General features: G+C 68.9%; 20 protein-coding genes and 1 pseudogene. 11 read left to right on the top strand and 10 right to left on the bottom strand.

Features of this window, described 5'->3' with window-relative positions; translation table 11 throughout:
* Positions 1 to 147: 147 nt before the first annotated feature.
* Entirely contained in the window at positions 148 to 468 is a 321-nt protein-coding gene (locus OIE67_RS03550; RefSeq protein ID WP_326636598.1) for a cupin domain-containing protein, read from the top strand.
* Between the two features lie 61 nt (positions 469 to 529).
* Here OIE67_RS03550 and pdxR read toward each other — a convergent pair whose 3' ends face one another.
* Entirely contained in the window at positions 530 to 1,972 is a 1,443-nt protein-coding gene (gene pdxR, locus OIE67_RS03545) for a MocR-like pyridoxine biosynthesis transcription factor PdxR (RefSeq protein ID WP_326636596.1), read from the bottom strand.
* Positions 1,973 to 2,329: 357 nt separating this feature from the next.
* On the opposite strand from pdxR, the gene OIE67_RS03540 reads away from it, so the two are divergent.
* From OIE67_RS03540 to OIE67_RS03530, 3 genes are all read left to right on the top strand, one after another.
* Complete coding sequence (locus tag OIE67_RS03540) at positions 2,330 to 3,556, top strand: alpha/beta fold hydrolase (RefSeq protein WP_326636594.1); 1,227 nt, start codon at positions 2,330 to 2,332, stop codon at positions 3,554 to 3,556.
* A gap of 145 nt (positions 3,557 to 3,701) precedes the next feature.
* Positions 3,702 to 4,652 (top strand): RNA polymerase sigma factor SigJ, encoded by a 951-nt coding sequence (sigJ, locus tag OIE67_RS03535; RefSeq protein WP_326636593.1) that lies wholly within the window; start codon positions 3,702 to 3,704, stop codon positions 4,650 to 4,652.
* Positions 4,653 to 4,748: 96 nt separating this feature from the next.
* Positions 4,749 to 5,966 (top strand): FAD-dependent monooxygenase, encoded by a 1,218-nt coding sequence (locus OIE67_RS03530; protein WP_326636592.1) that lies wholly within the window; start codon positions 4,749 to 4,751, stop codon positions 5,964 to 5,966.
* A gap of 159 nt (positions 5,967 to 6,125) precedes the next feature.
* Here the strand turns inward: OIE67_RS03530 and OIE67_RS03525 are convergent, their stop codons facing one another.
* The 3 genes from OIE67_RS03525 to OIE67_RS03515 all read right to left on the bottom strand — a co-directional run bounded on the left by OIE67_RS03525 (position 6,126) and on the right by OIE67_RS03515 (position 12,859).
* Positions 6,126 to 7,790: an OmpL47-type beta-barrel domain-containing protein gene (locus OIE67_RS03525; RefSeq protein WP_326636590.1), complete on the bottom strand. Its 1,665-nt coding sequence runs from the start codon at positions 7,788 to 7,790 to the stop codon at positions 6,126 to 6,128.
* An 83-nt stretch (positions 7,791 to 7,873) separates the two neighbouring features.
* Entirely contained in the window at positions 7,874 to 11,863 is a 3,990-nt protein-coding gene (locus tag OIE67_RS03520) for a ThuA domain-containing protein (protein ID WP_326636588.1), read from the bottom strand.
* A 141-nt stretch (positions 11,864 to 12,004) separates the two neighbouring features.
* Positions 12,005 to 12,859, bottom strand: coding sequence for a multicopper oxidase domain-containing protein (locus tag OIE67_RS03515; protein ID WP_326636586.1), 855 nt, complete (start codon positions 12,857 to 12,859; stop codon positions 12,005 to 12,007).
* A gap of 902 nt (positions 12,860 to 13,761) precedes the next feature.
* On the opposite strand from OIE67_RS03515, the gene OIE67_RS03510 reads away from it, so the two are divergent.
* The 3 genes from OIE67_RS03510 to OIE67_RS03500 all read left to right on the top strand — a co-directional run bounded on the left by OIE67_RS03510 (position 13,762) and on the right by OIE67_RS03500 (position 17,881).
* Complete coding sequence (locus OIE67_RS03510) at positions 13,762 to 14,073, top strand: hypothetical protein (protein ID WP_326636584.1); 312 nt, start codon at positions 13,762 to 13,764, stop codon at positions 14,071 to 14,073.
* 495 nt (positions 14,074 to 14,568) lie between these two features.
* Positions 14,569 to 16,926, top strand: a complete 2,358-nt coding sequence (locus OIE67_RS03505) for a SpoIIE family protein phosphatase (protein WP_326636582.1) — start codon at positions 14,569 to 14,571, stop codon at positions 16,924 to 16,926.
* Positions 16,927 to 16,999: 73 nt separating this feature from the next.
* Positions 17,000 to 17,881, top strand: a complete 882-nt coding sequence (locus OIE67_RS03500; protein ID WP_326636580.1) for a TIGR03854 family LLM class F420-dependent oxidoreductase — start codon at positions 17,000 to 17,002, stop codon at positions 17,879 to 17,881.
* Positions 17,882 to 18,179: 298 nt separating this feature from the next.
* Here OIE67_RS03500 and OIE67_RS03495 read toward each other — a convergent pair whose 3' ends face one another.
* Together OIE67_RS03495 and OIE67_RS03490 are read right to left on the bottom strand one after the other, a co-directional pair.
* A complete protein-coding gene (locus tag OIE67_RS03495; RefSeq protein WP_326636578.1) occupies positions 18,180 to 18,578 on the bottom strand; it encodes a hypothetical protein in 399 nt (132 codons plus the stop codon).
* 489 nt (positions 18,579 to 19,067) lie between these two features.
* On the bottom strand, positions 19,068 to 19,772 hold the full coding sequence (locus OIE67_RS03490; RefSeq protein WP_326636576.1) for a YoaK family protein: 705 nt from the start codon (positions 19,770 to 19,772) through the stop codon (positions 19,068 to 19,070).
* Between the two features lie 239 nt (positions 19,773 to 20,011).
* Here OIE67_RS03490 and OIE67_RS03485 point away from each other — a divergent pair, with 239 nt between their 5' ends.
* The gene (locus tag OIE67_RS03485) at positions 20,012 to 20,809 is read left to right on the top strand and encodes an NAD(P)H-binding protein (protein ID WP_326636574.1); all 798 of its coding nucleotides are present in this window, start codon (positions 20,012 to 20,014) and stop codon (positions 20,807 to 20,809) included.
* 87 nt (positions 20,810 to 20,896) lie between these two features.
* Here OIE67_RS03485 and OIE67_RS03480 read toward each other — a convergent pair whose 3' ends face one another.
* Entirely contained in the window at positions 20,897 to 21,184 is a 288-nt protein-coding gene (locus OIE67_RS03480) for a DUF4287 domain-containing protein (RefSeq protein ID WP_326636572.1), read from the bottom strand.
* A gap of 102 nt (positions 21,185 to 21,286) precedes the next feature.
* Between OIE67_RS03480 and OIE67_RS03475 the strand changes: the two genes are divergently transcribed.
* The gene (locus tag OIE67_RS03475; protein ID WP_326636570.1) at positions 21,287 to 21,934 is read left to right on the top strand and encodes a winged helix-turn-helix transcriptional regulator; all 648 of its coding nucleotides are present in this window, start codon (positions 21,287 to 21,289) and stop codon (positions 21,932 to 21,934) included.
* Positions 21,935 to 22,038: 104 nt separating this feature from the next.
* Here OIE67_RS03475 and OIE67_RS55335 read toward each other — a convergent pair.
* Positions 22,039 to 22,098 (bottom strand): annotated as a pseudogene (locus OIE67_RS55335) (hypothetical protein); the annotation flags it as partial.
* Here OIE67_RS55335 and OIE67_RS03470 point away from each other — a divergent pair.
* Complete coding sequence (locus OIE67_RS03470) at positions 22,085 to 22,207, top strand: hypothetical protein (RefSeq protein WP_326636568.1); 123 nt, start codon at positions 22,085 to 22,087, stop codon at positions 22,205 to 22,207. The pseudogene OIE67_RS55335 and the gene OIE67_RS03470 overlap by 14 nt on opposite strands.
* A gap of 140 nt (positions 22,208 to 22,347) precedes the next feature.
* On the opposite strand, the gene OIE67_RS03465 is transcribed toward OIE67_RS03470, so the two are convergent.
* Positions 22,348 to 22,974, bottom strand: coding sequence for a response regulator transcription factor (locus OIE67_RS03465; RefSeq protein WP_326636566.1), 627 nt, complete (start codon positions 22,972 to 22,974; stop codon positions 22,348 to 22,350).
* The gene (locus tag OIE67_RS03460; protein WP_326636564.1) at positions 22,971 to 24,110 is read right to left on the bottom strand and encodes a sensor histidine kinase; all 1,140 of its coding nucleotides are present in this window, start codon (positions 24,108 to 24,110) and stop codon (positions 22,971 to 22,973) included. Before OIE67_RS03460 ends, OIE67_RS03465 begins: the two co-directional genes overlap by 4 nt.
* Before the next feature lie 173 nt (positions 24,111 to 24,283).
* Here OIE67_RS03460 and OIE67_RS03455 point away from each other — a divergent pair, with 173 nt between their 5' ends.
* On the top strand, positions 24,284 to 24,472 hold the full coding sequence (locus tag OIE67_RS03455) for a hypothetical protein (RefSeq protein ID WP_326636562.1): 189 nt from the start codon (positions 24,284 to 24,286) through the stop codon (positions 24,470 to 24,472).
* The last annotated feature ends 149 nt before the right edge of the window (positions 24,473 to 24,621 follow it).

The raw sequence follows: 24,621 nt of genomic DNA, 5'->3' as shown, positions 1-24,621 counted from the left end.
AAGTGGTACAGCCAGGAAGCCGGCAAGTGGACTAGTTCACTGGTCCGTTCTCCGCCTAGCGTCGATGGCATGGATCTGAAAAGCAATTCCGAACTCACTCTGCTTCTTGACGGGACGCCGCTCCAGCTTCCCGATCCTGCCCATGCGATGACTGTGCTCATCGAACTGCCGCCCGGCGACTCCGGCTCCCCGCCACACCGGCACTCGGGCCCGGTCTACGGGTACATGATCGAAGGGGAGATGATTTTCGAGCTGGAGGGTGAGCCGGAACGGGTGATCCGCACGGGCGAGGCGTTCTGGGAGCCCGGCGGCGACGTCATCCACTACCAGGCGGCCAACAACCTGTCCGACCGGTGGAGCCGGTTCGTCGTGGTCATGTTCTGCGTGCCCGGTGAGCCGATGCTCAGCTACGTCGGTGACGAGGAGCTCGCGGCCCGCCGTGACCGCCGCGTCCCCCGTCCGTCCTGAGGGCGACCGGCGGCTGCCCCCGGGTGTGGGTGCCCGCTCGCGGCGTTCGCCGGTGGCACCCCTACCCGCTTGTTCCTGACAGGCCGCTGACCAGCGAGACCAGCAGGTCGAGCGTCTGACGCCAGGCGTGCCGCGGCGGTGTGGCATAGCCGATGAGCAGGGCGGCGGGCCGCTCCTCGTCCGTCGGGTACCAGTAATCCGCCGTGTGCAAGCCCTGCAGAAGCAGGCCCGAGCGCTCCGCCGTGGCGACCAGTTCACGTTCGGCGGCTTCCGAGGCGAGCGGCAGTAGCGTGTGCAACCCGGCGGCGACGCCCGTGAGCGGCGTGTCGGTGACCACCGCCAGCCGTTCGGCCAGCTCCTGGCGGCGCCGCCGGTAAGCCAGCCGGGCCCGCCGTACGTGCCGGTCGTAGCTCCCGCTGGAGAGCAGGTCAGCGAGCACGAGCTGGTCGATCACCGGTGGCGTCGAGCCGGTCTCTCGCACGGTCCGCAGCAGCGGGCCGCGCAGGGAGGCGGGCACCACCAGCCAGCCGAGCCGCACCCCCGGAGCCAGGGTCTTGCTGGTGCTGCCCGCGTAGATCACCCGGTCGGGTGCCAGCGGCTGCATCGCGCCAACCGGTTGCTGACCGTAGCGGAACTCACCATCGTAGTCGTCCTCGATCACGTAGGCGTCGTTCCGTCGGGCCCAGTCGATGAACGCCGAGCGCCTCCCGGGCGCCAGCACGACGCCCCACGGGTGCTGGTGGGCGGGAGTGAGCAGCGCGAACCCCGCGTCATCCGGCAGGTGCGCCGGATCGGACCCACCAGCGTCCACCGCCAGCGGCATCGGGTCGATCCCCGCCGCGGCCAGCAGTTCGCGGTGCACCGCGAATCCCGGGTCCTCGGTGGCCGCGCGCCGGGTGCCGAGACCGCGGAAGGTGCGCGCGAGCAGCGAGAGCGCCTGGGTGAACCCAGCGGTGATCACCGTCGATCCGGCGGTCGCAGCCACTCCACGGGTCCGCGAGACGTACTCGGCGACTGCCGAGCGCAGCGCGGGCACGCCTGCCGGATCGGGGTAGCCCAACTGCTCGGACTCCATCGCCGACATCACCCGGCGGACGCCGGCAACCCAGTCCGCGCGCGGAAAGGCGCTGACGTCGGGCCGGCCGGGACGCAGGTCGCCGAGGGCCGTGACGCCCGGCTCCGGAGGACCGTGGTCGGCGGCCTCGCCGGTACCGGACTCCGGCAGCACGTCGGCCACCCGGGTGCCGGATCCGCGCGCGCCTGTCAGCCACCCCCCGGCGATGAGCTGCGTGTATGCCTGGACGACCGTACCCCTGGACAGGCCGAGGTCTGCGGCGAGGGTACGGGTGCCGGGCAGCCGGGTGCCCGCGGTCAGCCGCCCCCGTCGCACGGCCTCACGCAGGGCGCTCTCCAGCGACCGTCCGGCCCCGCGGTCGCCGGTCAGGTCGAGATGCAGATCGAGACCTGACGTGAAGTCAGCCTCATCATCCGGCGAGTTTCGCATCTACCGACCCCCTCTGGTCTCGCGTCTTATGCCCCCACCTGGAACCCGCATGGCTTTCACCTGCTGTCCAAGCCTGAAGTGATCATCGGCTCGCGGTACCCCTGCCGCGCGGGTCATGGAACTGGCGGGCGATCTGGTCGTCGGCCGAAGCCGTCCCCAGCAGGCCGTCGCGAGCGCCGGCGAGAACACCCAGGCTCCCACCACGGGGACGGACTGCCGCTACAGGCCTCTTCGCGTGTGGCTTCGCTCACAGTTCGAGGTGAATCATCACACCGGTCCCGTCCCTGTCGTCGAGACAGGCGTAACCATCAGTACTCCTGGCCTGCTGCAACGGCCGGGAGCGATCGGGGGTCATCGATGCAAGCAACGAAGTTCCGCAGTCTCGCCTTCGGGGCGGCCGTGACCGCGGCACTGGCCGCGGGAACGCCGCTCGCCGCCCAGAACAGCGGCGAACCGGCGGTGACCGCGCAGCGGCCTGCGGCGCAGGCACACGCGACAACCAGGCCCCAGAGCGCAGGGGAGCTGATCTCGGCCAAGGCCGTCACCGCCCTCGACCCGGCGCTGGCGTCGGTGGCCGGACGAGCGGCTCGGATCACCTATCGCTCCCGCTCGCTGAACGGTGATGCCATCGTGGTCAGTGGGGTGCTCCTCACGCCGAATGGCAAGGCGCCCAAGGGAGGCTGGCCCGTGGTGTCGTGGGGACACGGGTCCTCCGGCACCAGCGACCAGTGCGCTCCGTCCACCACGGCGAACAAGGACGGCAAGGTCGACCTGTACGGCTACAGCGGTTTCATCGTCGAACTGCTCAAGGCCGGCTATGCGGTGGCCGCGACCGACTACGAGGGCCTGGGCACCCCTGGTGAGCATCCCTACATCGTGGCTGACAGCGAAGGCCGCGGCATGATCGATGCTGTTCGCGCTGCGATCCAGGCCGAGCCCACGCTGTCGAAGTCGTGGTTCGCCGTCGGGCATTCCCAGGGCGGGCAGGCCGCCATCGCCGCCGGGGAACTCTCCAAGACCTGGGGCCGGGGCCTCGATTTCCGGGGCACGGTCGGGCTGGCACCGGTGACCGACGTCGGCCAGGCCTACAACTACGGTTCGCCCGGTCCGGTGGACCGCGGCTTCTATCTGCTGGCGCTGCAGGGTTTGAAGACGCTGCACCCCGGCTTGCGGTACGACGATTACCTCGGCGACCAGGCCATGCGCATGCTGCCCGTGGCCGAGAAGGAGTGCACCGCGAAAATCTGGGAGTACTTCTCCACCGACCTCGGCGACAAGCTGAACGACTTCCAGTTCACGCCACAGACCCCGCAGGCCGCGCTGAAGCTGCAGCCCTTGCTGGACGCGCAGAGCGTGCCTCACGGAAAGACTCCCGGCCCGATGCTGCTGCTCCAAGGTGATCAGGACCCGTCCATCAAGATCGCAGTGACCAGGCAGGCGGCTCGCGACGCCCGCGCAGCCGGCACCGCGGTCAAGGTCCGCGTCTACCCGGGCAAGGACCACTACTCCGTGCTGACCCCGCACGACGAAGGCGGCGCGGCCACTGACGTCATCAACTGGCTCAACAGCCACAAGAACCGATGATGGCCCGGCAGGGCAGACAGATCGGGAAAAGCATCTTTGCCTCCGGTCTGGGATGGATGCGGGGTACAGCGGCATAGCCTCTGTAGACCGGGAGAAACAGTGATCTCGGGTGGTTCGCCACGTGAACCGCGGAAGGAGAGCCGTCATGCCACGCTACCGGGGGCAGGCCGCCCTCCCCCTGACTTCGATCCTCGAGGAGCGCGCCACCGTGACGCCGGACGATCGCGTCACCTTGCTGAATCTGGCGTACCGAATGCTCGGCTCGACCCACGACGCCGAGGACGTCGTGCAGGACGCCTACGCGCGGTGGTATGCCCTGTCCGACGAAGCACAGCGCGCCATCCGCTCGCAGATCGCCTGGCTCGTGCGGGTGACCAGCAGGATCTGCCTGGACCAGCTCACCTCGGCCCGGGCGCGCCGGGAGAGGTACGTCGGGGACTGGCTTCCTGAACCGCTTCCCGGCGACGCCCGGTGGTCCAGCACCGCGAGAACCCAGCAGGACGATCCGGCCGAGCAGGTGTCTCTCGACGACTCCGTCAGTATGGGCGTACTCGTCATGCTCGAATCCGTGACTCCGGCCGAACGGGTCGCCTTCGTCCTGCACGACGTCTTCAACCTGCCACATCCCGAGATCGCCGGCATCGTCGGACGTACTCCGGAGGCCTGCCGCCAGCTCGCCACCTCGGCCCGGCGGCACCTCCAGCGCGACCGCCGCCTCGCAGTCAATGCCCATCAGCATCGCAGCGTCGTCGCCGCCTTCAAGGACGCCTGCGAGCACGGTGACTTCGACAGCCTGATCAGGCTGCTCGACCCCCAGGTGAGCGTTCGCACCGACGGCGGAGGAAAGGTTCGGGCGGCCCTGCGCCCGATCGCCGGCTCCGAGAAGGCGGCGCGCTATTTCCTCGGCCTGCGCGCGAAGGAATTCGCCCAGGAGATCACCGAAGAAAGCGTCAACGGCCGTCCCGGATTGGTCACCCATGCCAACGGCGGAATCAATGGCGTCATGGCCATCGCCGTCCACAACGGCCGCGTCACCGATATTTGGCTGGTAGTCAATCCGGACAAACTCCAGGTCTGGCAAGGCTTCAATCCGTGACGATTCAGCGGCGCCGAACGTGAGGTCGATCGGCTATGAGATATGCCCTACAGGCCGAACGCGAAAAAATGGCCGATCAGTTTCTATGCTGAAGAAATGAATAACACACAGAGCCGACGCGCACTCATCGTCGGAATGGGAATCAGCGGTATGGCCACGGCGATCCGGTTGCGTCAGATCGGCTGGGAGCCGATCGTCGTCGAACGGGCACGGCAGCGCCGAACGGGCGGCTACTTCGTGCTGCTGTGGGGAGCAGGGCGCGCAAGCGCCGAGCGACTGGGCATGGGGCCAGGCGTGCCGGACCACGGCGCTCCCGACACCGTCCACTACGAGATCGACCGCCGCGGCAACCGGACCAGCACGGCCATCCTCGGCAGCCTTCCCGGCGGTCCGCGCACGATGCTGCGGGGCGACGTCGAGAACGCCGCGTTCGAAGCGTTGCCCGACGACGTCGAGATCCGCTTCTCCACCGTCCCGACAGAGATCCAGCAGGACGCCGACGGCGTCGCCGTAACCCTGCGCGACACCGCGAACGGCGACACCGTGACCGAGCGGTTCGGCCTGGTCGTCGGCGCGGATGGGCTACGGTCGACCGTGCGCGGCCTGGTGTTCGGCCCGCACGAGCGCTACATGCACCGGCTGGGCGGAATCACCTGCGCCTTCCAACTCTCCAAGCCCCTGCCCGGCCTCGCGCAGGAAGACACCGCCGTACTGCTGGAACCGGACCGCGACCGCGCGATGTGGGTGTTCGGATTCCAGGACCGGATCCCCACGGTCATGCTCACGTACCGCAGTGACGACATCGACTCCGAGTTCCGTCTGCCTCCGGCTCAGCGGCTGCGTCAGGTCTTCGGCGACCGCCCGACGGGCAAGCTGCTCGGCGCGGTCCTCGACGAGGCAGACAAGGTGAAGGACATCCTCTTCGACTCGGCCGAACAAGTACGGATGGACTCCTGGCATCGAGGGCGGGTGGTTCTACTGGGTGATTCGGCATGGTGCGTTACGCTCTACGCCGGAATGGGCGTCTCGGCAGGGTTGGTGGGAGCGGATCTGCTCGGCTCCATGCTGCAGCGGCATCCGGACGACCTCGAAACGGCGTTGACCGAATGGGAAGGTAAATTGCGACCGGTCATCACCGAGTGGCAGGGCACGGCCGAAGGGCTGCGTCAGTGGTTCAACCCATCGGGCCGCCGTGAGAAACTGCTGCGCCTTTTCTGGACTCGGGGCGAGGAATGGCCCGTCGTCGGCCACTGGGTCCGGCGCTTTTTCATGCGTGGCAGGATGTCGAAGAATGCGGACGTCGCTGCGGTCTGAGCTCGGATGAGATGCGGTGACCGAGCTTGTGCGGCACGTCCCGGCAAAGGGCGCACGCATCTTCAAGGTGACGCGAAAGCTGGTGCTCCGCCACGCTCTGCGGAGCACCAGCGTCCCGGACATCGTGCGGTCGGCGCGCATGGGCAAGGGAACGCGTCGTTACTCGCCGCCGGCTTCCACGATCATGAAGGTGGCCGTGCCCACCGCCATGTTCCCGGCCTTGTCGGTGGCCCGGTACGCCAGCGTGTGCTCGCCGGGCTGGTCGACCGTCAGCGGCTTCGTGTACGCCGCGAACGGCTGGCCGTCGAGTGAGTACTCCACCGTGTCCAGCCCGGACCCGACGTCGCTCGCCGTCAGCTTGACCGTCGCCGAGCCGACGTAGTTCCACGCCCAGTCCATGCTGCCGGTGAGCGCGGCCGACACCTGCGGCAGCGTGGTGTCGTCCTCCGGACGTACCACGGTGAACCTCAACGTCGCCACCGGCGAGGTGTTGCCGGCCTTGTCGGTGGCCCGGTACGACAGGGTGTGCGCGCCCGCCTGGGTGACGGACACGGGGGACGGATACTCGGTGTAGGGCCCGCCGTCGAGCGAGTATTCCAGGGTGTCGACCCCCGACTCGGTGTCGTTCACCGAGAGCATCACGGTGGCCGAGCCGACGTAGTTGCCCGCCGAGTCCTGCTGGCCCGACAGCTGCGCCGAGACCTGCGGCGGGGTGGTGTCCCCTCCTTGGGAGGGCGCCACCGTGAACGTCGCCGTGCCCACCGGCGAGGTGTTGCCGGCTTTGTCGGTGGCCCGGTACGCCAGGGTGTGCGCGCCTGGCTGGTCGACCGAGAGAGGCTCCGTGTAGACCGCGTACGGCTGGCCGTCGAGCGAGTATTCCACGGTGTCCACGCCCGAGCCGGAGTCGGTCGCCGTGAGCGTGACCGTCGCCGCGCCCACGTACTCGCCATCCTCGTTCCTGTCGCCGGTCACCTGGCCGGTGACCTCGGGCGGAGTGGTGTCCTCCTCCTGCGGAGCCACCACCGTGAACGCCACCGAGCCCACCGCCGAGGTGTTGCCCGCCTTGTCGGTGGCCCGGAAGGTCACCGTGTGCGCGCCGGGCACGTTCACCGACACCGGGGCCGAGTAGGCCGCGTACGGCCCGCCGTCGAGCGCGTACTCGACGGTGTCCACCCCGGACTCGGTGTCGCTCGCCGAGATCGTGACCGTCGCCGCCCCCACGTAGCCGCCGTTCTCGTCCTGGTCGCCCGTCACCTGCGCGGAGACCTGCGGCGCGGTGGTGTCCTCGCCGCCGCCCTCGGTGACGACGAGTTCGCCGACCATCTGGCCGTGACCGGGGATGACACAGGAGTAGCGGTACTTGCCGGGGGTGAGGTTCACCTGGGCGACGTGCCGGCCGCCGTCGGCGTCGAAGGGGCTGGCGATGATGTTGAGGCTGACGTCGTGGTTGTAGCCGGGGGTGGAGGTGTCGAACGTCAGCGTGTGCGTCATGCCGGTGGTGTTGCCGGTGGCCGTGCTGTTCTCGAAGACGATGGTGGCGGGGCCGGCCGTCGCCGATTCCGGCGCCGACTTGTAGGCGATCATGCTGTCGTCGGCGGTCCAGGTGAGCTCCTGGTCCGCCGCCTTCGTGGCGGTGGGTTGCGTGGCGGTGGGTTGCGTGGCGGTGAGCCGCGTACCGGGTTTCGCGGCGGCCTGGATCGACGGCAGGAAGAGCGCGGGAAGCGCCACGGCGAGCAGCACCACGGCCAGGCGCGGCGCCGTCACCGCTCCGGCCGCCCGGCGTAAGGACCTGATCACGAGAGAGGGCAGAGATCGGACACGCATGGGTCGATGCACCTTTCCGAGCTGGGGTGGAGTGCCGGGCGCGGGGACTGCTCCCCCGCCCGGCACCCGGCCGGCGTACCGTCCTAGAGTTCGCGTACGCGGATGTTGCGGAAGTCGATCACGTCGGTGTTGCTGTGGTTCTGCAGCCCGATGAACCCGCTGATGAACTGGCGCAGGTCCGTGGGCGGGTCACCGGCGCGGGACGACGCCTTGCCCGGCGTGTTGTCGAACTCGCTGATCACCGTGCCGTTGCGGATGATCGTGTAGTGCTGGCCGACCACCCGGACCTCGTAGTCGTTCCACCGGCCCTTCGGGGTCGCCCCGGCCCGGTTCAGGTCGTTGGGCGAGAAGTTGTAGACGGAGCCCGTCTTCTGCGGCTCGCCCGTGTCGCCGTCGTAGATCTGGATCTCGTGGCCGCAGAAGATCGCGACCCACGCCGCTGACGTGCGCGCCGAGCCGACCGTGCCGCAGCTTCCGGCGGGACGCTGCTCCAGCGGGGTCCTCGGGTCGGGGAACCGGACGAAGACGCCGCTGTTGGCGCGGGCCGGGTCGGGCGCGCTGTCACGGAACTGCAGCCGTACCGAGAAGTCCGCGTACGCCTGGTCGGAGTACCACAACATGCCCAGACCGCCCGAGCCGCGGATCGTGCCGTCCGGCTGGAGGGTGAACTGCCCGGACGGGGCCTGGCTCCAGCCCAGCAGCGACGCCGCCGTGCCGTCGAAGATCGACTGGTACCCGTTCACCTTTCCGACCTCGGACTTGGCGCCGGCGGTGCGCAGCGCCTCCGCCTCCTGGGCGGTGATGACGCCGTCCGCGAGGAGCTGGTCCACCACGGCCTTGACGTGCTTGACGAACTGGTTGTGGTTCTTCCAGACGCGCTCGTCGTCGATCAGGTCGTTGATCGTGCAGCCGCCGGCGACCGCCTTGTTGCGTACGCCGGTGAAGGCGTCGAGCAGCTGCACCGTCGGCCGGGCGTCGGGCGCGGCGCAGCCGACCGTGACCGGAATCTTCCCGGTGGCCTGCTCGCCGTCGGCGTAGGTGACCTTCAGCGTCGCCTGGTAGGTGCCGAACCCGGCGTAGGTGTGCGTCGGGGCGGCCTGGGTCGACGGCTCGCTGCCGTCGCCGAAGTTCCACTCCCACGCCACGCCGCCGGCCTGGGCGCTGGAGAACGTCATCGTCCTGGGGTCGGCGTTCTGCCGGGCGGGACGCGCCACGCCGGCGGCCGGGTCCGGCGTCGCCGGGCCACCCTTGTAGGTGATGCGGATCAGCTTCTGGTTGGCGTGCAGGCTGAAGAAGCCGTTGCCGTAGTCGAGCAGGTAGAGCGCGCCGTCGGGACCGAACTTCGCGTCCATCCACGACTGGAGCTGGTCGGCGCCGACGCCGCCGGGGATGATGCCGCGCAGGTCCTCGGCGAACGCCGGCCGGCCCGCGTCCCTGGCGGTCTCCGGGTTCACGGTCACGGCGATGCGGTTGTTGCTGTTGCCCTCGTCACCGATGAACCACTTGTTGTCCCAGTACTCCGGCCACGCGACCCCGCTGCCGATGTCGGTCTGCGAGCGGTGGTAGGTCGGGCCCGTCATGACCGCCTGGTTGCCGCCCTTGAGGTAGGGCATGGTGAAGGTCTCCTCGCCCTGCTTGTACGTCGGGAGACCGCTGCCGTCCGTCCGCTTCGGGTAGACCGGGCCACCGCCCTGCGGCGAGTACCAGATCATGTTGGCCCGCGCCGGCGGGATGTCGACGAGGCCGGTGTTGCGCGGCGAGGTGTTCTTCAGGTTGTCGCAGTCGTACCACGCGGCGGGCTGGGTGGCGTCGTTGTTGCTGCGGTCGCGGTAGGGCTGCTTGTTGCCCATGCAGTACGGCCAGCCCTGGTTGCCGGCCGAGGTCAGCACCGTCAGGGTCTCGTACTTCGCCGGTCCCCACGTCTCGCTCGGGCCGAAGGCGTCAGGACCGACCCAGCCGGCCGTGATCCAGTCGTTCTCCTTGTCCCACTGCAGCCGCGCGATGTTGCGCACGCCCATCACCCAGATCTCCGCGCGGGTCTTGCCGCCGCCCTCCTCCTTGCCGGTGAACAGGTTCCCCTCGGGGATCGTGTACGTGCCGTCGGGCTCCGGGTGGATGCGCAGGATCTTGCCGTTGAGGTCGTTGGTGTTTCCGGCGGTACGGCGGGCGTCCTGGAACGAGGTGCCCTTGTAGTCCTGGGTCCAGTTGTTGCCGGAGTAACCGCCGGATCCGCCGGAGGAGTTGCTGTCGCCGGAGCCGATGTAGAGGTTGCCGTCCTCGTCGAAGGTCATGCCTCCGCCCGCGTGGCAGCAGCTGTGGATCTGGGTGTCCCACTGCAGCAGGTCCTTGCGGCTGCTCAGGTCGATCGTCTGGGTGCGCGACTCGTAGTCGAACCGGGAGACCGTGCGCTTGCCGATGCGCCGGTCCCGGTCGATGGACGCGTGCGGCATCCAGTACGCGTAGATCCAGCCGTTCTCCGCGAAGTCCGGGTCTAGCGTGATGCCGACCAGGCCCTCCTCGTTCTTGATCAGCTCGTCGCCGCTGCCGCGGTTGCCCATGACGGGCAGCGTGGCCAGCAGCTTGGCCTGCTTGGTCCGCGGGTCCCACTGGTGGATGGTGCCGCAGCCGAGGCCCACCTTCGGGTCGTTCCAGTCGGGGATCGGGCCGGTGGCGCAGGCCGCCTTGCCGATGTAGAACACCTTGCCGTTCGGCGCGATGGTCAGGCCGTGCGGCTCGCCGATCTGGTCGAGCTGGCCCTGCGTGTTCGGCGTGGTCAGCCGTTCCACGGTGTAGTTGGCCGCGATGGTCGCCTGGCAGTCACCCCTGACGATGCCGGTCGCCCACCGGATGGCGCCGGTGAGGTGCGTGCGGAACTGCTTGTCGCCGTAGCTCGCCGTGGTGCCGCCCATGCCGGTGTAGAAGGAGCGGCCGCCGTCGTAGTCACGGCACCAGGAGACCGGGTGGAACGCGCCGTTGCCGTCCATCTTCGGGTTGTAGGTCCACTCCTCGACCTGCGCGATCGTGTGCACCTTGCCCACCGGGTTGGGGTCCCAGCTCAGCCACTTGTCGGTCCGCGACAGGGTGAGCGGCAGGCCCTCGTTCGCCGGGTGCTGACGGTCGACGATGTCCACGACGGCCTTCTGCTCCTTCGGCGCGGGAGGAGGCGCGGAGTCGGGCCCGAACAGCCGCAGCTCGGCGAGCTGGGTCAGCGGCTCGCCGCCGTTCGCGGTGACGTCGAGCCGGTAGTACTGGTACGCCGTGGTGTTCTCGAACTCGTACTCCTTGGTCTGGAACCGCTGGGCGAAGGTCTGACCGGTGCGCCTGTCGAGATCCGTCCAGGTCGTCCCGTTCTGCGAGCCCTGGAGGGTCCAGTCCTTCGGGTCCCGGCCGGTGAAGTCGTTGGCCGACGTCAGCGCGTAGTGCGCCACCGCGACGGGCTTGTCCAGCTTGCCCTGCACCCACGCGGTCGGCGTCCTGGCCAGCCACTTGGTGTCGTTGTCCCCGTCGAACACCTTGTCCTTGGTCTCGTTCGGCGGGTTCTCCGCGCTCGCCGCGCTCTCCGTCACCTTCTCCGCGATGGGCAGGGCGCCGACGGGACGGGTGCCGATCAGCTCGGTGAACCAGGCCGAGTCCACCTGCGCGCGGGCGGCGTCACGGATGCCGACGAACCCGCCGCCGCCCCTGATGAACGCCTGGAACGCGGCGAGCTGCGCGTCGTCCAGGTTCACGCCCTTGGCGGACAGGAACACCACGCCGCGGAAGCGCGCCAGGTTGTCGGCGGTGAAGACCGCGGGATCCTGGGCCTCCTCGACGGTGAACCCGTTCTTCTTGCTCAGTTCCCTGATCGCCGTCGCGGCCGCCCGTACCGGGTCGTCCTGCTGCGCGGCCTGACCGCTGAAGACCAGCACGTTGACGGCGGCCTTCTTGGCGGCCGGGGCGGGGGCCTGTGCTTGGACCTGCGCCTGCACGGCCGGAGGCGCCAGCCCGAGCACCAGGACGGCGACCGACAGCGTTGTCAGGACGCGCCGCCAGACGGGCGGTCGGGACGATAAATGACCTGTTCGACCCATCATTGCTCCTTGGGAATGAGAGTGATGCGGGACCATGTGCGGGATGAGTTCGGGGGGCGGCCACGGTTGGGGCGTCCGCGTGGGGCCGTACGGCATGGGGCGCCCGAATCCGGACGATTCGACGCTCAGGGCCGGGCGCGGCCGTCAGTGGCCCGTGTGAGCACCGCCGGCGCGGTGATCGCCCGGATGACCTGGCACGTTCCCGTCCGCGTCCGTCACCTTGAAGATGCCGGCCATCCCCATGTCGGAATGGCTCTGGACGTGGCAGTGGTACATCCACGCCCCTGGGCCGACCCGCTCCCCCGCGATCAGCTGGAACCCGAACGACTCGGCGGGTCCGGTGATCTTGGTGTCGATGATCCGGCTCGGGTCCTCGGGGCTCTCCAGCATGCCGGTGCGGTTGTCGGCCCAGCGGTGCCCGTGGATGTGGAACGTGTGGTAGAACTCGCCGTGGGTGATCACGATCCACTCCACCCGCTCGCCGACCTTGGCCACGAACTCCGGCGCGGCATGCGCGGGGCGATTGTTGATCATCATGTCGTTGAAGACGACGGTGAACGTCTTGTCCGGCCTGACGTCCTTCTTCCGCCGGACCACCAGCGGGCCGTAGAGCCCCTGCCGGATGCCGATCGTGCCGTGCGGGGTCCCCACCACGTGGTCGTGATAGTGCCAGTAACCCGCACTGCCCGGCTCGATGCCGGCGCCGCCGCCACGCTTGCCCTGCGGGTGGGTGCGCCAGATGTAGGTACGCCGGCCGCCGGGCTCGACCACGCCGTCGTTCAGCCGCGTACCGTCGCTGGCTATGTCGTAGTCCACCCCGTGGACGTGCAGGCTCGCCGTCACGTCCGCGTTGTTGACCATCTCGATCTCCAGCGTGTCGCCTTCGACCATCTCGATGAGCGGCCCGGGAATCGTCGCCTTGCCGGGCTCCAGGCCGTAGCCCAACTGGCCGTCCGCCAGCCGCTCGGCGTACAGGGTGATGCGACGGACCGCGCCCACGGCCGTTCCGGCTGTTGCCGACGTCGCGCTCGGATTCGCTGTGACCAGTGGCGCCAGCGCGGCAGCCGCCGCGGACGTGGTGAAGGCACGCCGGGAGAGCAGGCTTTTCGCCATGCCTCTGCCTACCTCGGTCATGGTTCCCCAATCGGTGCGCTTGCGTGAGGGTGACTTGGGGGGTGCTCGGAACACTGCGCTCACGCGACGTCGGTTCAGGCCTAAACCGGTCGCGTCGGGATTGGTTGATGCTGAGGGGTAGTTAGACCGATCATCGATCGAAGTACGCGCCATTTTCGGCGGAATGTCAATAAGTAGCACCAAAAAGAGTCAAAACCTCCACCCCTGGCCGGCCAAGGATGGAGGCATCGACGGCGGTGCCCGGTCGGGCCGCCAAGCTGGTCATCGCTGGAGCCGCTGGATGCCTACCGGACTCCGCTGGAGCGGCTCCGCCTCAGTGTCTTGTTCGAGCCGCGGCCAGATGGGGCAAATCCTCACGGCGTGCCGTGAGTCGCCCCGGCGATCCGGCTGATGGCGGCTTTCCGATCGCGCTGAGTGACGAAGCATGGAGAAACTCGTGGCTGGACAGCGGCTGAGCGTGGGTGTTATCGATGGGGCACAGCACCGATCACCTTATCCCGCTTTTATGCACCGCACCCGCATCCCTCAGGCGGCCGTGCGGAAGCCCTTCACGACCACCGCCGACGGCGAGAGCGCCAAGACGATCACCCATGACGAGGCCCGGCTGGACATCGGCAGCGCGGCGCTGGACGAGCCGGCCGAAGTTCGGCATCACACCGCTCACCCCGGAGCAACTGCCGGTGCTGGGCGCCCGGTAACCCACCGAACCCGCGGCCCCGGCGGGCCCCACGACGACCCTGCAGGGGCTGTGCACATGCTGGAGGATCGTGAAAAAGATCATCTGGTCGGCGACACTCGCGCTGTCGATCCTCGTCCTCACCGCCTGCCAACCACGCGTCAGCCGATGGGTGGAGTTCGAGAACCGCTCCGGCGAAACCGTGACGGTGAAATGGCTCGGCGACGTGAGCTACGGCCGGCAGGTTCCCGCCGGAGAGTCGGCCCGGATCCCGGTCGTCTCAGGCGGTTGCCTCCGTATGGGAGCCGAAGACGTGCTCGTGGCCGACACGGCCGGCGGACGCCGTTTCACCTTCGGCCCACCCGCCTGCGAAGGCGGCACATGGACACTGCCCACCCGCTGACCTCTCCCACGCGCCCCTGCGCCTGCCGCTTTCGGGTGCTGTGAGGCCATCAACCACGCGGGTTTCGTTCGTTTCAAGGTTGGTGGCCGCCGAACCAGCTGAGCAGTCCCCACAGCGTGGCTCCGCCGGCGGCGAGCCCGTACAACAGGGCTGACGGCCACGTGGAACCGTCCGCGATCATGAGAGCCGCGGCGATACTGGTGACTGCCGCGGTCGCCACCGTTATCAAGACAACACGATCAGGATTCATCGGCCGCTCTGAACAGTGAGCACCAGAGAGGTCGAACGAACGGGGCGGTGCACATGGACTCCTTGCGTTGATGTCGCGCCAGGCCATAGCGGAGCCGGAAAGCGACTCCCTGAGCCCAAGAAAGCCAGAGTCCTAGGGCGTTGCGCCACACTGCAACATCACCGGCAAGGGGTTGCAGACAGTTGGCAACGCCCGGGAAGGCGCAACTGCCGGGAAGGACGTGGCCGAACCCGGATGATGGACAGATGAGCGAGATTGCCCGCCGTCCGGTTGCGTTAGCTCCATTGAGCCCCGGCCTCAGTCCACAGACGATGGCCTGGGTAACAGAACTGCGTGCGCAGTTCGCCGCGTTGGGCATTTCGATCTGCCTGTTCTCCCGGCTTCATCCGATCGACAAGGGCACCGTTTCCCGGTACCTCAGCGGTAAGCGCGTCCCCACTGACCGATGGTTTCTCGACAAGATCCTTGCTCTGCGTACAGCCTCGGGTGAATCAGTGACAGAGGAAGTCCGCGAACACTTGACCAACCTCCAACTGGCCGCTCTCCAAGTGGCGCATCCACACGAGTACCGACTCAGGAAGGCGACGGATGAGTTGGACATCGCGGTCACGCGCTGGAAGGAGGCGGAACGCTACGCCCACAACCTGGAACAACAGCTGAATGAGCGCACTCACGCCCTCGAGGCTGTGCTCGCCGAGACTGATCGGCTTCGGGTCGCGTGGGACCACGACCGTGCTCAATTCCTTGAAGAAATCGCTCGCCTGACCGAGCAACTGGCACTCGCCCGCGGCAGAGCTCTCAAAACTGAAGAGCGGGTTCAGGAGATGGAAGCTCTTCTGAGTCAGTTGGAGACCCAGCAGCCAGATGAGGGCGGGTCCGCCGCCGACATCGTGGACGATCAGGTCAGCTGGCGGAGCGCGACTGCTTACATGGCAGCCGCGCAGTCGCAGGTGGTGTGGATCACCTCGCCCGCCGGCGTCGCCATCGAGGACGCCCCGCAGTGGCGTGCCATCACCGGCCAGGGCCTGGAGGAATACCTGACCAGCACCTGGCTGGGCGTCGTGCATCCCGAGGAGCGCCAACGAACCGAGAACGCCTGGCGGGAAGCCCGGCGTGAGCACAACATCTTCGAGTGGAACTGCCGGGTGCGGACCAGGGCCAGCGGTTACCGCCACTTCGAGGTGCGCGCCGTGCCGATCATCCGCCACGGACGACTGGTGGAGTGGGTTGGCATCAACACCGACGTCACCCGACAACGCGAGGCCGAGGAGATGCGCGGCAAACTGACCGACCAGCTCGGCGCCGCCACACTGCGTACCGCGCGGTTGCAGGGCGCCACGGCCATGCTGGCGGAAGCGCTCACGGTCGAGCAGGTGGTGCAGGTGATCAGCGACGTCGGCCGCACCGCCCTGGCCGCCGACCGCTCGGCGGTCGCGCTGCTCGACACCGACCGCGCCGCGCTCAAGCTGATCAACGGGGAGGGCGCCATAGGTGACGAGATCCCGCTGTCCTATCCCAACCTGATGACCATGGCCGTCAACCGCCGTAGGCCCGTGTTGGCCGAGTCCCCCGAGTCGCTGAAGGCCCAGCTGCTCGAAGCGGGCGGCGACGAGGAGGTCCTGGCCGGGTTCCTGGCCCACGGCGACGAGCGCGCCTGGGTGGGGCTGCCGCTGCTCGCCGCGGGACGCGCCCTGGGAGCGCTGCGGTTCTCCTTCACGCGCCCGCAGAAGATCTCCCAGGAGGACGGCGTCTTCCTGGAGGCGCTGGCCGGCCAGTGCGCGCTGGCGGTCGAGCGGGCCACCCTGTTCGAGCGCGAGCACCGCACGGCCGAGACGCTGCAGCGCAGCCTGCTGCCCGACCGCCTGCCGGTGGTCAAGGGCCTGGTGCTGGCCCAGCGCTTCCGCTCGGGCAGCCGCCACGTCCAGGTCGGCGGCGACTGGTACGACGCGTTCGTGCTGCAGGACGGGCGGGTCGCGGCCGTCGTCGGCGACGTCATGGGCAAGGGCGTCAAGGCAGCCGCCGGCATGGGCCGCATCCGCAACGCCATGCGGGCCTTGGCGCTGACCAACCCGCCGCCCGCGGCCGTGCTCACCGGCTTAGACCAACTCCACCAATCCGAGGGCGACGAACAGATCACCACTCTGGCCTATATGCTCGTCGAGCCCACCACTGGCGAGTGCACGCTGGCCCTCGCAGGCCATCCGCCTCCCTTGCTGATCTCGCCGGAAGGGACGGCAACCTTATGCGACGTTGAACCCAGCGCTCCCCTGGGTTGGCCGAGTCCGCGCGGGCACGCTCGCTTTCTAATACCTCCTGGCCATACTGCCGTTCTTTATTCTGACGGACTCGTAAAGGGCAGGAAGCGCGGGCTCGATGCCGGACTCGCTCAACTCTGTGCGACTGCGAGCATGGCCCCGAAAGGCGTTGTGAAAAGCCCACAATTACTGCTCGACTACCTCATCGACCAAATGCTATCCGTATTCACACAGGACGATGACGTTACTATGCTCGCGCTTCACGTTCCCGCTCCCGCAGACCCCATGCAGAGCTCGATGACCCCGTGTTCATGCCGACCTGTCCCGTCGCCGGCACCGTCTGTGTGAGCAGCCAGACTCGTGCACACGGGTCGTTCGGCGTGAACCGCCTCGCCCTAGCAGATAAGCAGATAATGGGCCGATGAAGGTACGCATCGGGATAGCGCCGCCACCTGGAGACACCCCCGGCCACCTCGCCGGGCTCGCCCAGCGGGCCGAGGCTCTCGGGATCGACTCCCTGTGGCTGTCGGAGCTCGTCCACGGGCCGTCGGTCGAGCCCGTCGTCGGCATGGCCTACACACTGGCCGTCACCCGCAGGCTGAAGGTCGGCACGGGGGTGGCGATCCTGCCGGGCCGCCATCCGGTGCGGGTGGCCAAGCAGCTCGCGTCGCTGGCCGCGCTCGGCCCCAAGCGGGTGCTGCCGGCCTTCGGGCTGACGCCGGCCAGGCCCGCGGAACGGGAGGCGTTCCCCGTGCCCGGGCCACGCGGCGCGGTGTTCGACGAGTCCCTCGAACTGCTCAGGCTGCTCCTGCGGCAGGAGAAGGTGACCTTCCACGGCGAGTTCTTCACGGTGGAGAACGCCGGGGTCGGCCCGCTGCCGGCCAAGCCGCTCGACATCTGGGTCGGCGGCAGCGGGGAGCGCGCCCTGCGCCGCGCCGGCCGGCTCGCCGACGGCTGGCTGGCCAGCTTCCTCACCCCTGACCAGGCCGCCGCCGGCCGTACGGCGATCGCGGCGCACGCGGCCGAGGCCGGCCGTGAGATCGAGGCCGACCACTACGGCACCAGCCTCGCGGTGGCCGCGGCCGAGATCCCCGCCACCGCGATCGACGCCATCGCCCGCCGCAACCCCGGCGCCGACCCCGCCGAGATCGTCCCGGTCGGCTGGGTCGCCGCCCGCGACCTGATCGAGCGCTACGTCGAGGCCGGGATCACCAAGTTCGTGGTACGGCCCGCCGCGCCGGTGCCCTCGGCCGAGCGCTGGCTCGACGAGTTCGCCGACCACCTCATGCCGCTGCAGAACTGAGCACAACCCTGACGAGCCGCCGCTACGAGGAGAACAGCTCCACTGTGAGAATCACCGACGGCAAAGATCGTGACCAGCCGGTCCCGCAACCACGTGACTCTACGTGGTTGCGGGACCGGCCGCGACACGGTCGAGCTGCGCTCACAGGCGCGGGTGCCAGGACGAGATGCCGTACTCGGAGCGACTGGACTCGTCTCGCTCGGCGATCCGCAGGCGGGCGTGGCGGCGCGCCGGTCGCCCAACCACAGCACCGGCGCGAGAGCCTCCCCCGTGCCGCCGACGTCGCGGCGGCTAAACCTCAGCAGGTGTCGTAATAACTCTTTTTGACGATGCGCTCACGAACACGGTTACGAGCCGTCTCCGCAGAACTCGAAGAATTCGATATGCCCGTCACCGTAAAGTGAATTTTGGCGAACTGCGCGGGATTGTAGCTCGTCTGTGCGGGAGCGTACGACACCTCGACCATGGTGGTGCCGTTGCTGCCCAGCACCGCGTTCGGCGGCGTGTAAGCGGTGCGATAGCCGTGGTAGGTCAGGGCTTCCTGGGAGAACTTGCGGGCGTCCTTGTAGCACATGGTCTTGACGAACCAGCCCGAATGCCATGCCAGTGGGGCGGCGTTCGGCCTCTTGTCGTCACTGACGGCGCTGCCGGTGACGAGGGCGGAGACCGTGGCCACGAGGGCCACGCATGCTTTCATCCGACTCTCCATTGCCATCCTCCCGCTTCGGCGGATACAGCCGTACGCAGGTCGGCTGCCCGCATGTGGTGATGTCGAGGTGGAGATCAACGGCGCCGGCGCCGCGTGGCGCAGGAGATGCGGCGCCGGTGCCCCATGAGGAAGCGGAGCTCCTCCCATAGTGCTCTGTGGTGCGGCAGGAACCCTCGATCGGGCACTTCTCGCACTGACTTCTTAATTGCAAATGTAGCTCTCGCGAGTAAAGGCGGGCACGAAGAAGATGCATGAACCTTGAAAAGATACTTCCGGCATAATTGTCTGTGGCTTCGCCAGAAAGCAGCAGTCGGCAAAAACTCCGAGTCCTGCTCTGGAAATCCAGCCGCCCGATGCCGGCGTTGTACCCGCTGGACAGCGTCAGCTGCCGTTCCGCGGCCACTTCAGGCCGTCATCGCCGCGTACGAGACGGGACTCATCCAGCCCGGCTGCACTGGATTTCGGTGAACCCGCCGCCTACGCCCGGGCCGGGCCCGGGAGGACGTCGCGGGCCACGTACGCGATGAGGACGAGCAGGAGGAGGTCCACGGCCAGCGGGGCGGCCATGCCGGCGACCAGGTAGAGCGCGGCCCCCAGGATCCCGCCGGCGAACATGGCGGCGATCGCGCACGCCCGGCGCCGCCACGCCTGCGCGGGCGCCTGCGAGACCAGCCGGGTGACGATGCTCGTGACCACGGTGATGTTGACCAGGTCGGGCACCGCCATGCGCAGCGCGACCGCGTTCTGCATGCCCATGCCGTAACCGAGCAGCACGATGAGCGCCACCTCCGGCCCCGTGCCCCGCACACCCGCCAGCAGCACCACGGCCGGCGCCGCCGCCACCAGAACCGCGTGCGTGACCGTGAGGTGGAACAGCCGGCGGCGAGCTTCCTCGATCTTTCTGGCCACGCGCCCCTCGCTCCACGCCCCGGCGGCGAAGGCGGCCAGGGCCAGCAGGTGCGCCCACAGCTGGTGCCGGGGCTCGCCGGCGATCGCGAAGCCGGAGAAGACCACGTTGCCGGTCATGTTGGCGACGAAGACGCGGTTCAGGCCGAGGAAGGTGATGGCGTCGACGAGGCCGGAGGAGACCATCAGCATGACGAGCAGCGCGGGCAGGGGGCCGTGCTCGTTCGTGCCACGCGGGAACAGCGCGTCGGAGAACCAGTGCGCCGGCCTGTTCACGGACGACCTCCCAGACGTTCTCCCCCGATGCCGGGTACGCGTACCCGGACGGGCGGGCGCTCATCCCGCGACGGCAGTGCGTGACCAGCCAGGACGCCGCGATCCCCGACGGTGCGTGCCGCTTCCACGCGGACCGGCGTACTGTGGATCTAGGGCACCCCGTTCGACTTCTACGACCAGGAGCCGCAAGTGACGTTTTCGGCCGACACAGCAGCCGCGCACTTCCGCGGGACGTTGCGGTGATTCTCGTCACCGGAGCCACGGGAAACGTCGGCCGCGAGCTGGTCGCGCGGCTCACCTCGGCCGGCGTCCCGGTCCGCGCCCTGTCCCGGGCCGACGGAGCCGACCTGAACGAACCCGCCTCGCTGCGTCCCGCGCTGGACGGGGTGCGAGGAGTGTTCCTGCTGCCCGGCTATCGCGACATGCCCGGGCTGACCGCCGAACTCGCCAGGGCCGGAGTCGAGCGGGTGGTGCTGCTGTCCAGTCAGGCCGCCGTGGCCACCGACACCGGCAACGCCGTCTCGGCGTACATGATCGACTCCGAGACGGCGGTACGCGAGTCCGGTCTGGCCTGGACGTTCCTGCGGCCGGCCGCCTTCATGTCCAACACCCTGCGCTGGCTGCCCCAGCTACGGACGGGCGACGTCGTGCGTGACGCCTTCGGCGACGTGCCGGTCGCCTCCGTCGACCCGGCCGACCTCGCGGCGGTGGCCGCCGAGGCGCTGCTGGAGCCGGGGCACGAGGGACGCGCCTACTCCCTCAGCGGGCCCGAGGCGCTGCTGCCCGCCGACCGCCTCCGTATCCTCGGCCGCGCGCTGGGTCGCGAGCTGCGCTTCGAGGCGCTGACCGACGAAGAGGCCTGGGAGCAGATGAGCGCCACCACGCCGATCGAATACGTCAGGGCCTTCTTCAGCTTCTACCGCGACCACACCATCGACGAGACCACCGTCCACCCTGCGGTCGAGCAGCTCACCGGCCGGCCGCCGCGCACCTTCGCCCAGTGGTCCGCCGCCCACGTCTCCGACTTCTCGCGGTGAAGGCCCCCGGCCCGTCCTGACCGTCCCGTCACCACCAGTCCGCTACGTGCCCGTCGCGGCCCCTGTCCATCCAGTTCATCGGGCTCGTCAGGGCCGGTTGTCCTTGCCGTCCAGCCAGAGCGTGTCGGACGCGTCGCGATGGACGCCCGAGCCGCCGACGTGCTTGGCGTCGATCTTCGGCCCCTTCTTGATGACGTGCACCAACGCCATCGCGTGGCCACGTCCGAGGTCGTAGTCCTGTTTCAACCAGTCGACGATCACTCCGGCCTTGACGGACGGGTCGTCGAAGCCGCGTTCCTTCGCCGCAGCGATGAAGTCACGTGGCGTCAGTCCGGTCTTGTCCTCGATGTTGTCCAGGTACGCCTGAAACGACATGCGTTCTCTCCAATCTGTCCGGCGCATACCGGCTTCACGGCAACCAAGCTTGTCTTTTACAAGCGTGCTCTGTCAATTGAAGTAGAGGCTAAGATCTGCATCATGGCGTCCCGGGAGTACGGACAGTTCTGCGGCCTGGCCCGCGCGATGGAGATGGTCGGCGAACGATGGACCATGCTGATCATCCGCAACCTGCTCACCGGAGCCCAGCGCTTCACGGACCTGCACAAAGGCCTGCCGTCGATCCCGACCAACATCCTGTCGGCCCGCCTCAGACAACTCGAGGAGACCGGGCTGGCCACCCGTCGCGCGCTCCCGCACCCCGAACGCGCCGTCGTCTATGAGCTCACCGACTACGGCCGCGACCTCGAACCCGCGTTGATCGCACTGGGCCGCTGGGGCGCACGGACACTCTCCGAACCCCGCCCCGGCGAGATCATCACCGCCGAGTCGATCGCCATGTCCTTCCGCACCACATACCGCCCGGAAGCGGCCCGCGGAGTCACCGCCGGCTACGAGATCCGGATGGGCGACTTCACGTTCCGCCTGCAGATCACCGATGGAGAGCTCGCGGTCGGCATCGGCCCGCACCCCGCCCCCGGCCTCGTCATCGAACGCCTGGCCGGCTTCCCCGTGCGCGAGCTGATGAGCGGCGACAAGACCCCGGACGAACTACTCCGCACAGGCAGCATGCGCATCGAAGGCGACCCGACGCTACTCGGCCGTTTCACCGAGATGTTCCGCTTCTGACCAGCGAACGCCCTCCCAGCCGGAGCAGCAGCCCCGCAACGCGGGCGGTACCGGCCTGGGCTGGTGCCGGTCCGCCGGGCGAACTCGCGGGCGAAGTGGGGGCCGTCCGCGTATCCGGACAGGAATCCAACCGTCGACAACAGCACGTCGGTGCCGGCGAGCAGCGTCGCCGCCCGGATGGTGCGGACGGCGGCGACCGCCGAGGAGTATCCCTCGTCCATCCCCGACCACCTCCGCACCGAGCGTACGGACCCGCGCGAGGCGATGTCGTGAACGATCGCGCCATTCCACCAGGCCCGCGGCGCTGAAGCGTCAGGCAATCTGACCCTCAAGGCCCACGCGGTCCGCGACCTCGCCCCGGCCGCCGTCACCATCGGCGGCCCGGCGGCCACGCAATGGGACAGGCAGCCAGGTCAAGGCGGGCTGAGGATGCCGCGGGCGAGGGCGGTGGTTACGGCGGCGGTGCGGTCGGCGACGCCGAGTTTGCCGAAGATGCGCATCATGTGGCTCTTCACGGTCGCCTCGCTGATGAACAGCTCCCGCCCCGTCTCCGGGTTCGACAGGCCGCGGGCCGCGCACTCCAGCACCTGGATCTCCCGCGTGGTGAGCGAGGGGGCCTCGCCCCGCATGCGGGTGGCCAGCTTGGCCGCGACCGGAGCGGCGAGCACGGTGCCGCCCGCGGCGGCCGTGCGGACCCCGGCGACCAGTTCCTCCGCCGAGGCGTCCTTCAGCAGGTAGCCGGTCGCTCCCGCGGCGACGGCGCGCAGGATGTCCCCGTCGGAGTCGTACGTGGTCAGCACGACGACCGCGGTGGCGCTCCCGGCGGCGACGATGCGCTCGGTCGCATCGACGCCGCCCAGGCCGGGCAGCCGCAGATCCATCAGCACCACATCGGGCCTGCCGTCCGCTGCCAGGGCGACCGCCTCCTCGCCGGTGCCGCATTCGGCCACGACCGCGAAGTCCGGCTGCGCGGCCAGCACCGCACACAACCCCTGCCGCACGATGGGATGGTCATCGACGATGAGCACGCGCACGGTCACGACGGCAGCTCCACCTGGACCAGGGTGCCCGACGGCCTGCCCGGTCCGATGCTCAGCACCCCGCCGACCTCGGCGACCCGGTCGCGCATGCCACCGATCCCGAATCCGGTGCCGGCCTCGCCGGGGTCGAAGCCCTGGCCGTCATCGCTGATCCGCAAGGTCACGCCCGCGCTTCCATACGCCAGCACGCCCCCCAACCGGCCCGCCCCGGAGGCGTGCTTGCGGACGTTGGCCAGGGCTTCCTGGGTGACCCGCAGCAGCACCACCTCCTCGTTCGGGGTGAGCCGGCAGGGCGTCCCCGTCACCGTGAAGCGAGCCTCCAGCCCGGTCTCCGCCTCGAACCGCTCGATGAGCCCGCCCAGGGCGTCCGGCAGCGAGGCGTCACGGAGCTGCGGCGGCGGCAGCGCCGCGACCAGGGCGCGGGCCTCGGCCAGGTTGTCCATGGCGGTGCGGCGGGCCTGGTCGAGGTGGCCGCGAGCGGCCTGGTCGCGCTCGCACGTGCCGGCCTTGGCCGCCTCCAGCAGGAGCAGCACACTGGTGAAGCCCTGCGCGAGCGTGTCGTGGATCTCCTTGGCGAGCCGCTCGCGCTCAGCCAGTACCCCGGCCTCCCGGCTGACCTCGGCGAGCTCGGCCCGCGTCGCCGCCAGCTCCTGCACCAGCCTGGCCCGCTGCCGGCTCTGCTCGATGATCCGGGTGATCCAGACCCCGAGGACCAGGGCGACCACCAGCGTCACCACCGCCAGGAGGATCACCGAGGACAGCTCCTGCTCGTACACAGCGCTGCGGACGATCATCACCGCGGCCATCGACATCACGCTCGCGACTGTCACGGCCATCGCTTTGCGCAGCGGGAGCAGCGCCCAGATATGCGGGTACAGCATGAACGACATCAGCGCGCCCTCAGGCGCCGCCGCGAACAGCGCCGCCGACAGCGGGACGGCGCCGACCAGATAGACGATTCCCAGCCGGCTGTGGTCACGATGCAGGGCCCGAGCGCCGGTAGCGCCGTACCAGCCGCTCAGCAGCACGAGCAGCGCGGCACCGCGCTCGGCGGTGGCGGGGCCGGCATCGCCGGTGACGACGAGACAGGCGGTCAGCACGGCCAGCGTGGCGAAGGCGAGATGCCAGCCGGGCACCGTCCGATGCCAATCGTCCTGCCCGGCATCGACCGGGTCTGTGAGGGAGCCACCAACCATCTGACCAGTATCGATGACCGGCGTCGCAGCCCGGTATCCACCTTTCGTTGGAATCAGCATCCCCTCCCCCGGTGGCTGTCCGCACACGTCGGGTTCGGGCACGCTCAGCAGCCATGAACGCGAAACTCTCCGCACGAGCCCTCATCGCCCTGTCCGTCGTCTACGGTTCGACGATCGGCGTCCTGGCCCTGCTCCATGTCGCCGAAACCACGACGACGACCTTCATGATCGTCGGGGCCGTCGTCATCGGCGCCCTGTGGACGGTACGCGGCCTGCTCACCGGACGCGGCCGACCGTCCTGAAATCGCAGGTCCTCGACCATCGCACAGCTCCGGCGGGCCTATCCCGACTTCAGGCTCGACGAGGACGGACCCATCGCCGGCGTCCCCGGCAACCGGAGGGCTACCTACGTCAGGTCGGCGACGTGACAGCCGCGTCACCCCGGCGCTCA

Source organism: Nonomuraea fuscirosea, from assembly GCF_035917475.1.
Taxonomy (GTDB): domain Bacteria; phylum Actinomycetota; class Actinomycetes; order Streptosporangiales; family Streptosporangiaceae; genus Nonomuraea; species Nonomuraea fuscirosea.
This window is presented reverse-complemented; position numbering and strand designations above follow the sequence as displayed.

Excerpts from the sequence above, each read along its gene's own strand:
- OIE67_RS03520 (WP_326636588.1), bottom strand. The coding sequence starts at position 11,863 with ATGATGGGTCGAACAGGTCATTTATCGTCCCGACCGCCCGTCTGGCGG.
- OIE67_RS03475 (WP_326636570.1), top strand. The coding sequence starts at position 21,287 with ATGGCGTCCCGGGAGTACGGACAGTTCTGCGGCCTGGCCCGCGCGATG.
- OIE67_RS03480 (WP_326636572.1), bottom strand. The coding sequence starts at position 21,184 with ATGTCGTTTCAGGCGTACCTGGACAACATCGAGGACAAGACCGGACTG.
- OIE67_RS03500 (WP_326636580.1), top strand. The coding sequence starts at position 17,000 with ATGAAGGTACGCATCGGGATAGCGCCGCCACCTGGAGACACCCCCGGC.
- OIE67_RS03550 (WP_326636598.1), top strand. The coding sequence starts at position 148 with ATGACTGTGCTCATCGAACTGCCGCCCGGCGACTCCGGCTCCCCGCCA.
- OIE67_RS03540 (WP_326636594.1), top strand. The coding sequence starts at position 2,330 with ATGCAAGCAACGAAGTTCCGCAGTCTCGCCTTCGGGGCGGCCGTGACC.
- OIE67_RS03505 (WP_326636582.1), top strand. The coding sequence starts at position 14,569 with ATGAGCGAGATTGCCCGCCGTCCGGTTGCGTTAGCTCCATTGAGCCCC.
- sigJ (WP_326636593.1), top strand. The coding sequence starts at position 3,702 with ATGCCACGCTACCGGGGGCAGGCCGCCCTCCCCCTGACTTCGATCCTC.
- OIE67_RS03530 (WP_326636592.1), top strand. The coding sequence starts at position 4,749 with ATGAATAACACACAGAGCCGACGCGCACTCATCGTCGGAATGGGAATC.
- OIE67_RS03455 (WP_326636562.1), top strand. The coding sequence starts at position 24,284 with ATGAACGCGAAACTCTCCGCACGAGCCCTCATCGCCCTGTCCGTCGTC.
- OIE67_RS03525 (WP_326636590.1), bottom strand. The coding sequence starts at position 7,790 with ATGCGTGTCCGATCTCTGCCCTCTCTCGTGATCAGGTCCTTACGCCGG.
- pdxR (WP_326636596.1), bottom strand. The coding sequence starts at position 1,972 with ATGCGAAACTCGCCGGATGATGAGGCTGACTTCACGTCAGGTCTCGAT.
- OIE67_RS03495 (WP_326636578.1), bottom strand. The coding sequence starts at position 18,578 with ATGAAAGCATGCGTGGCCCTCGTGGCCACGGTCTCCGCCCTCGTCACC.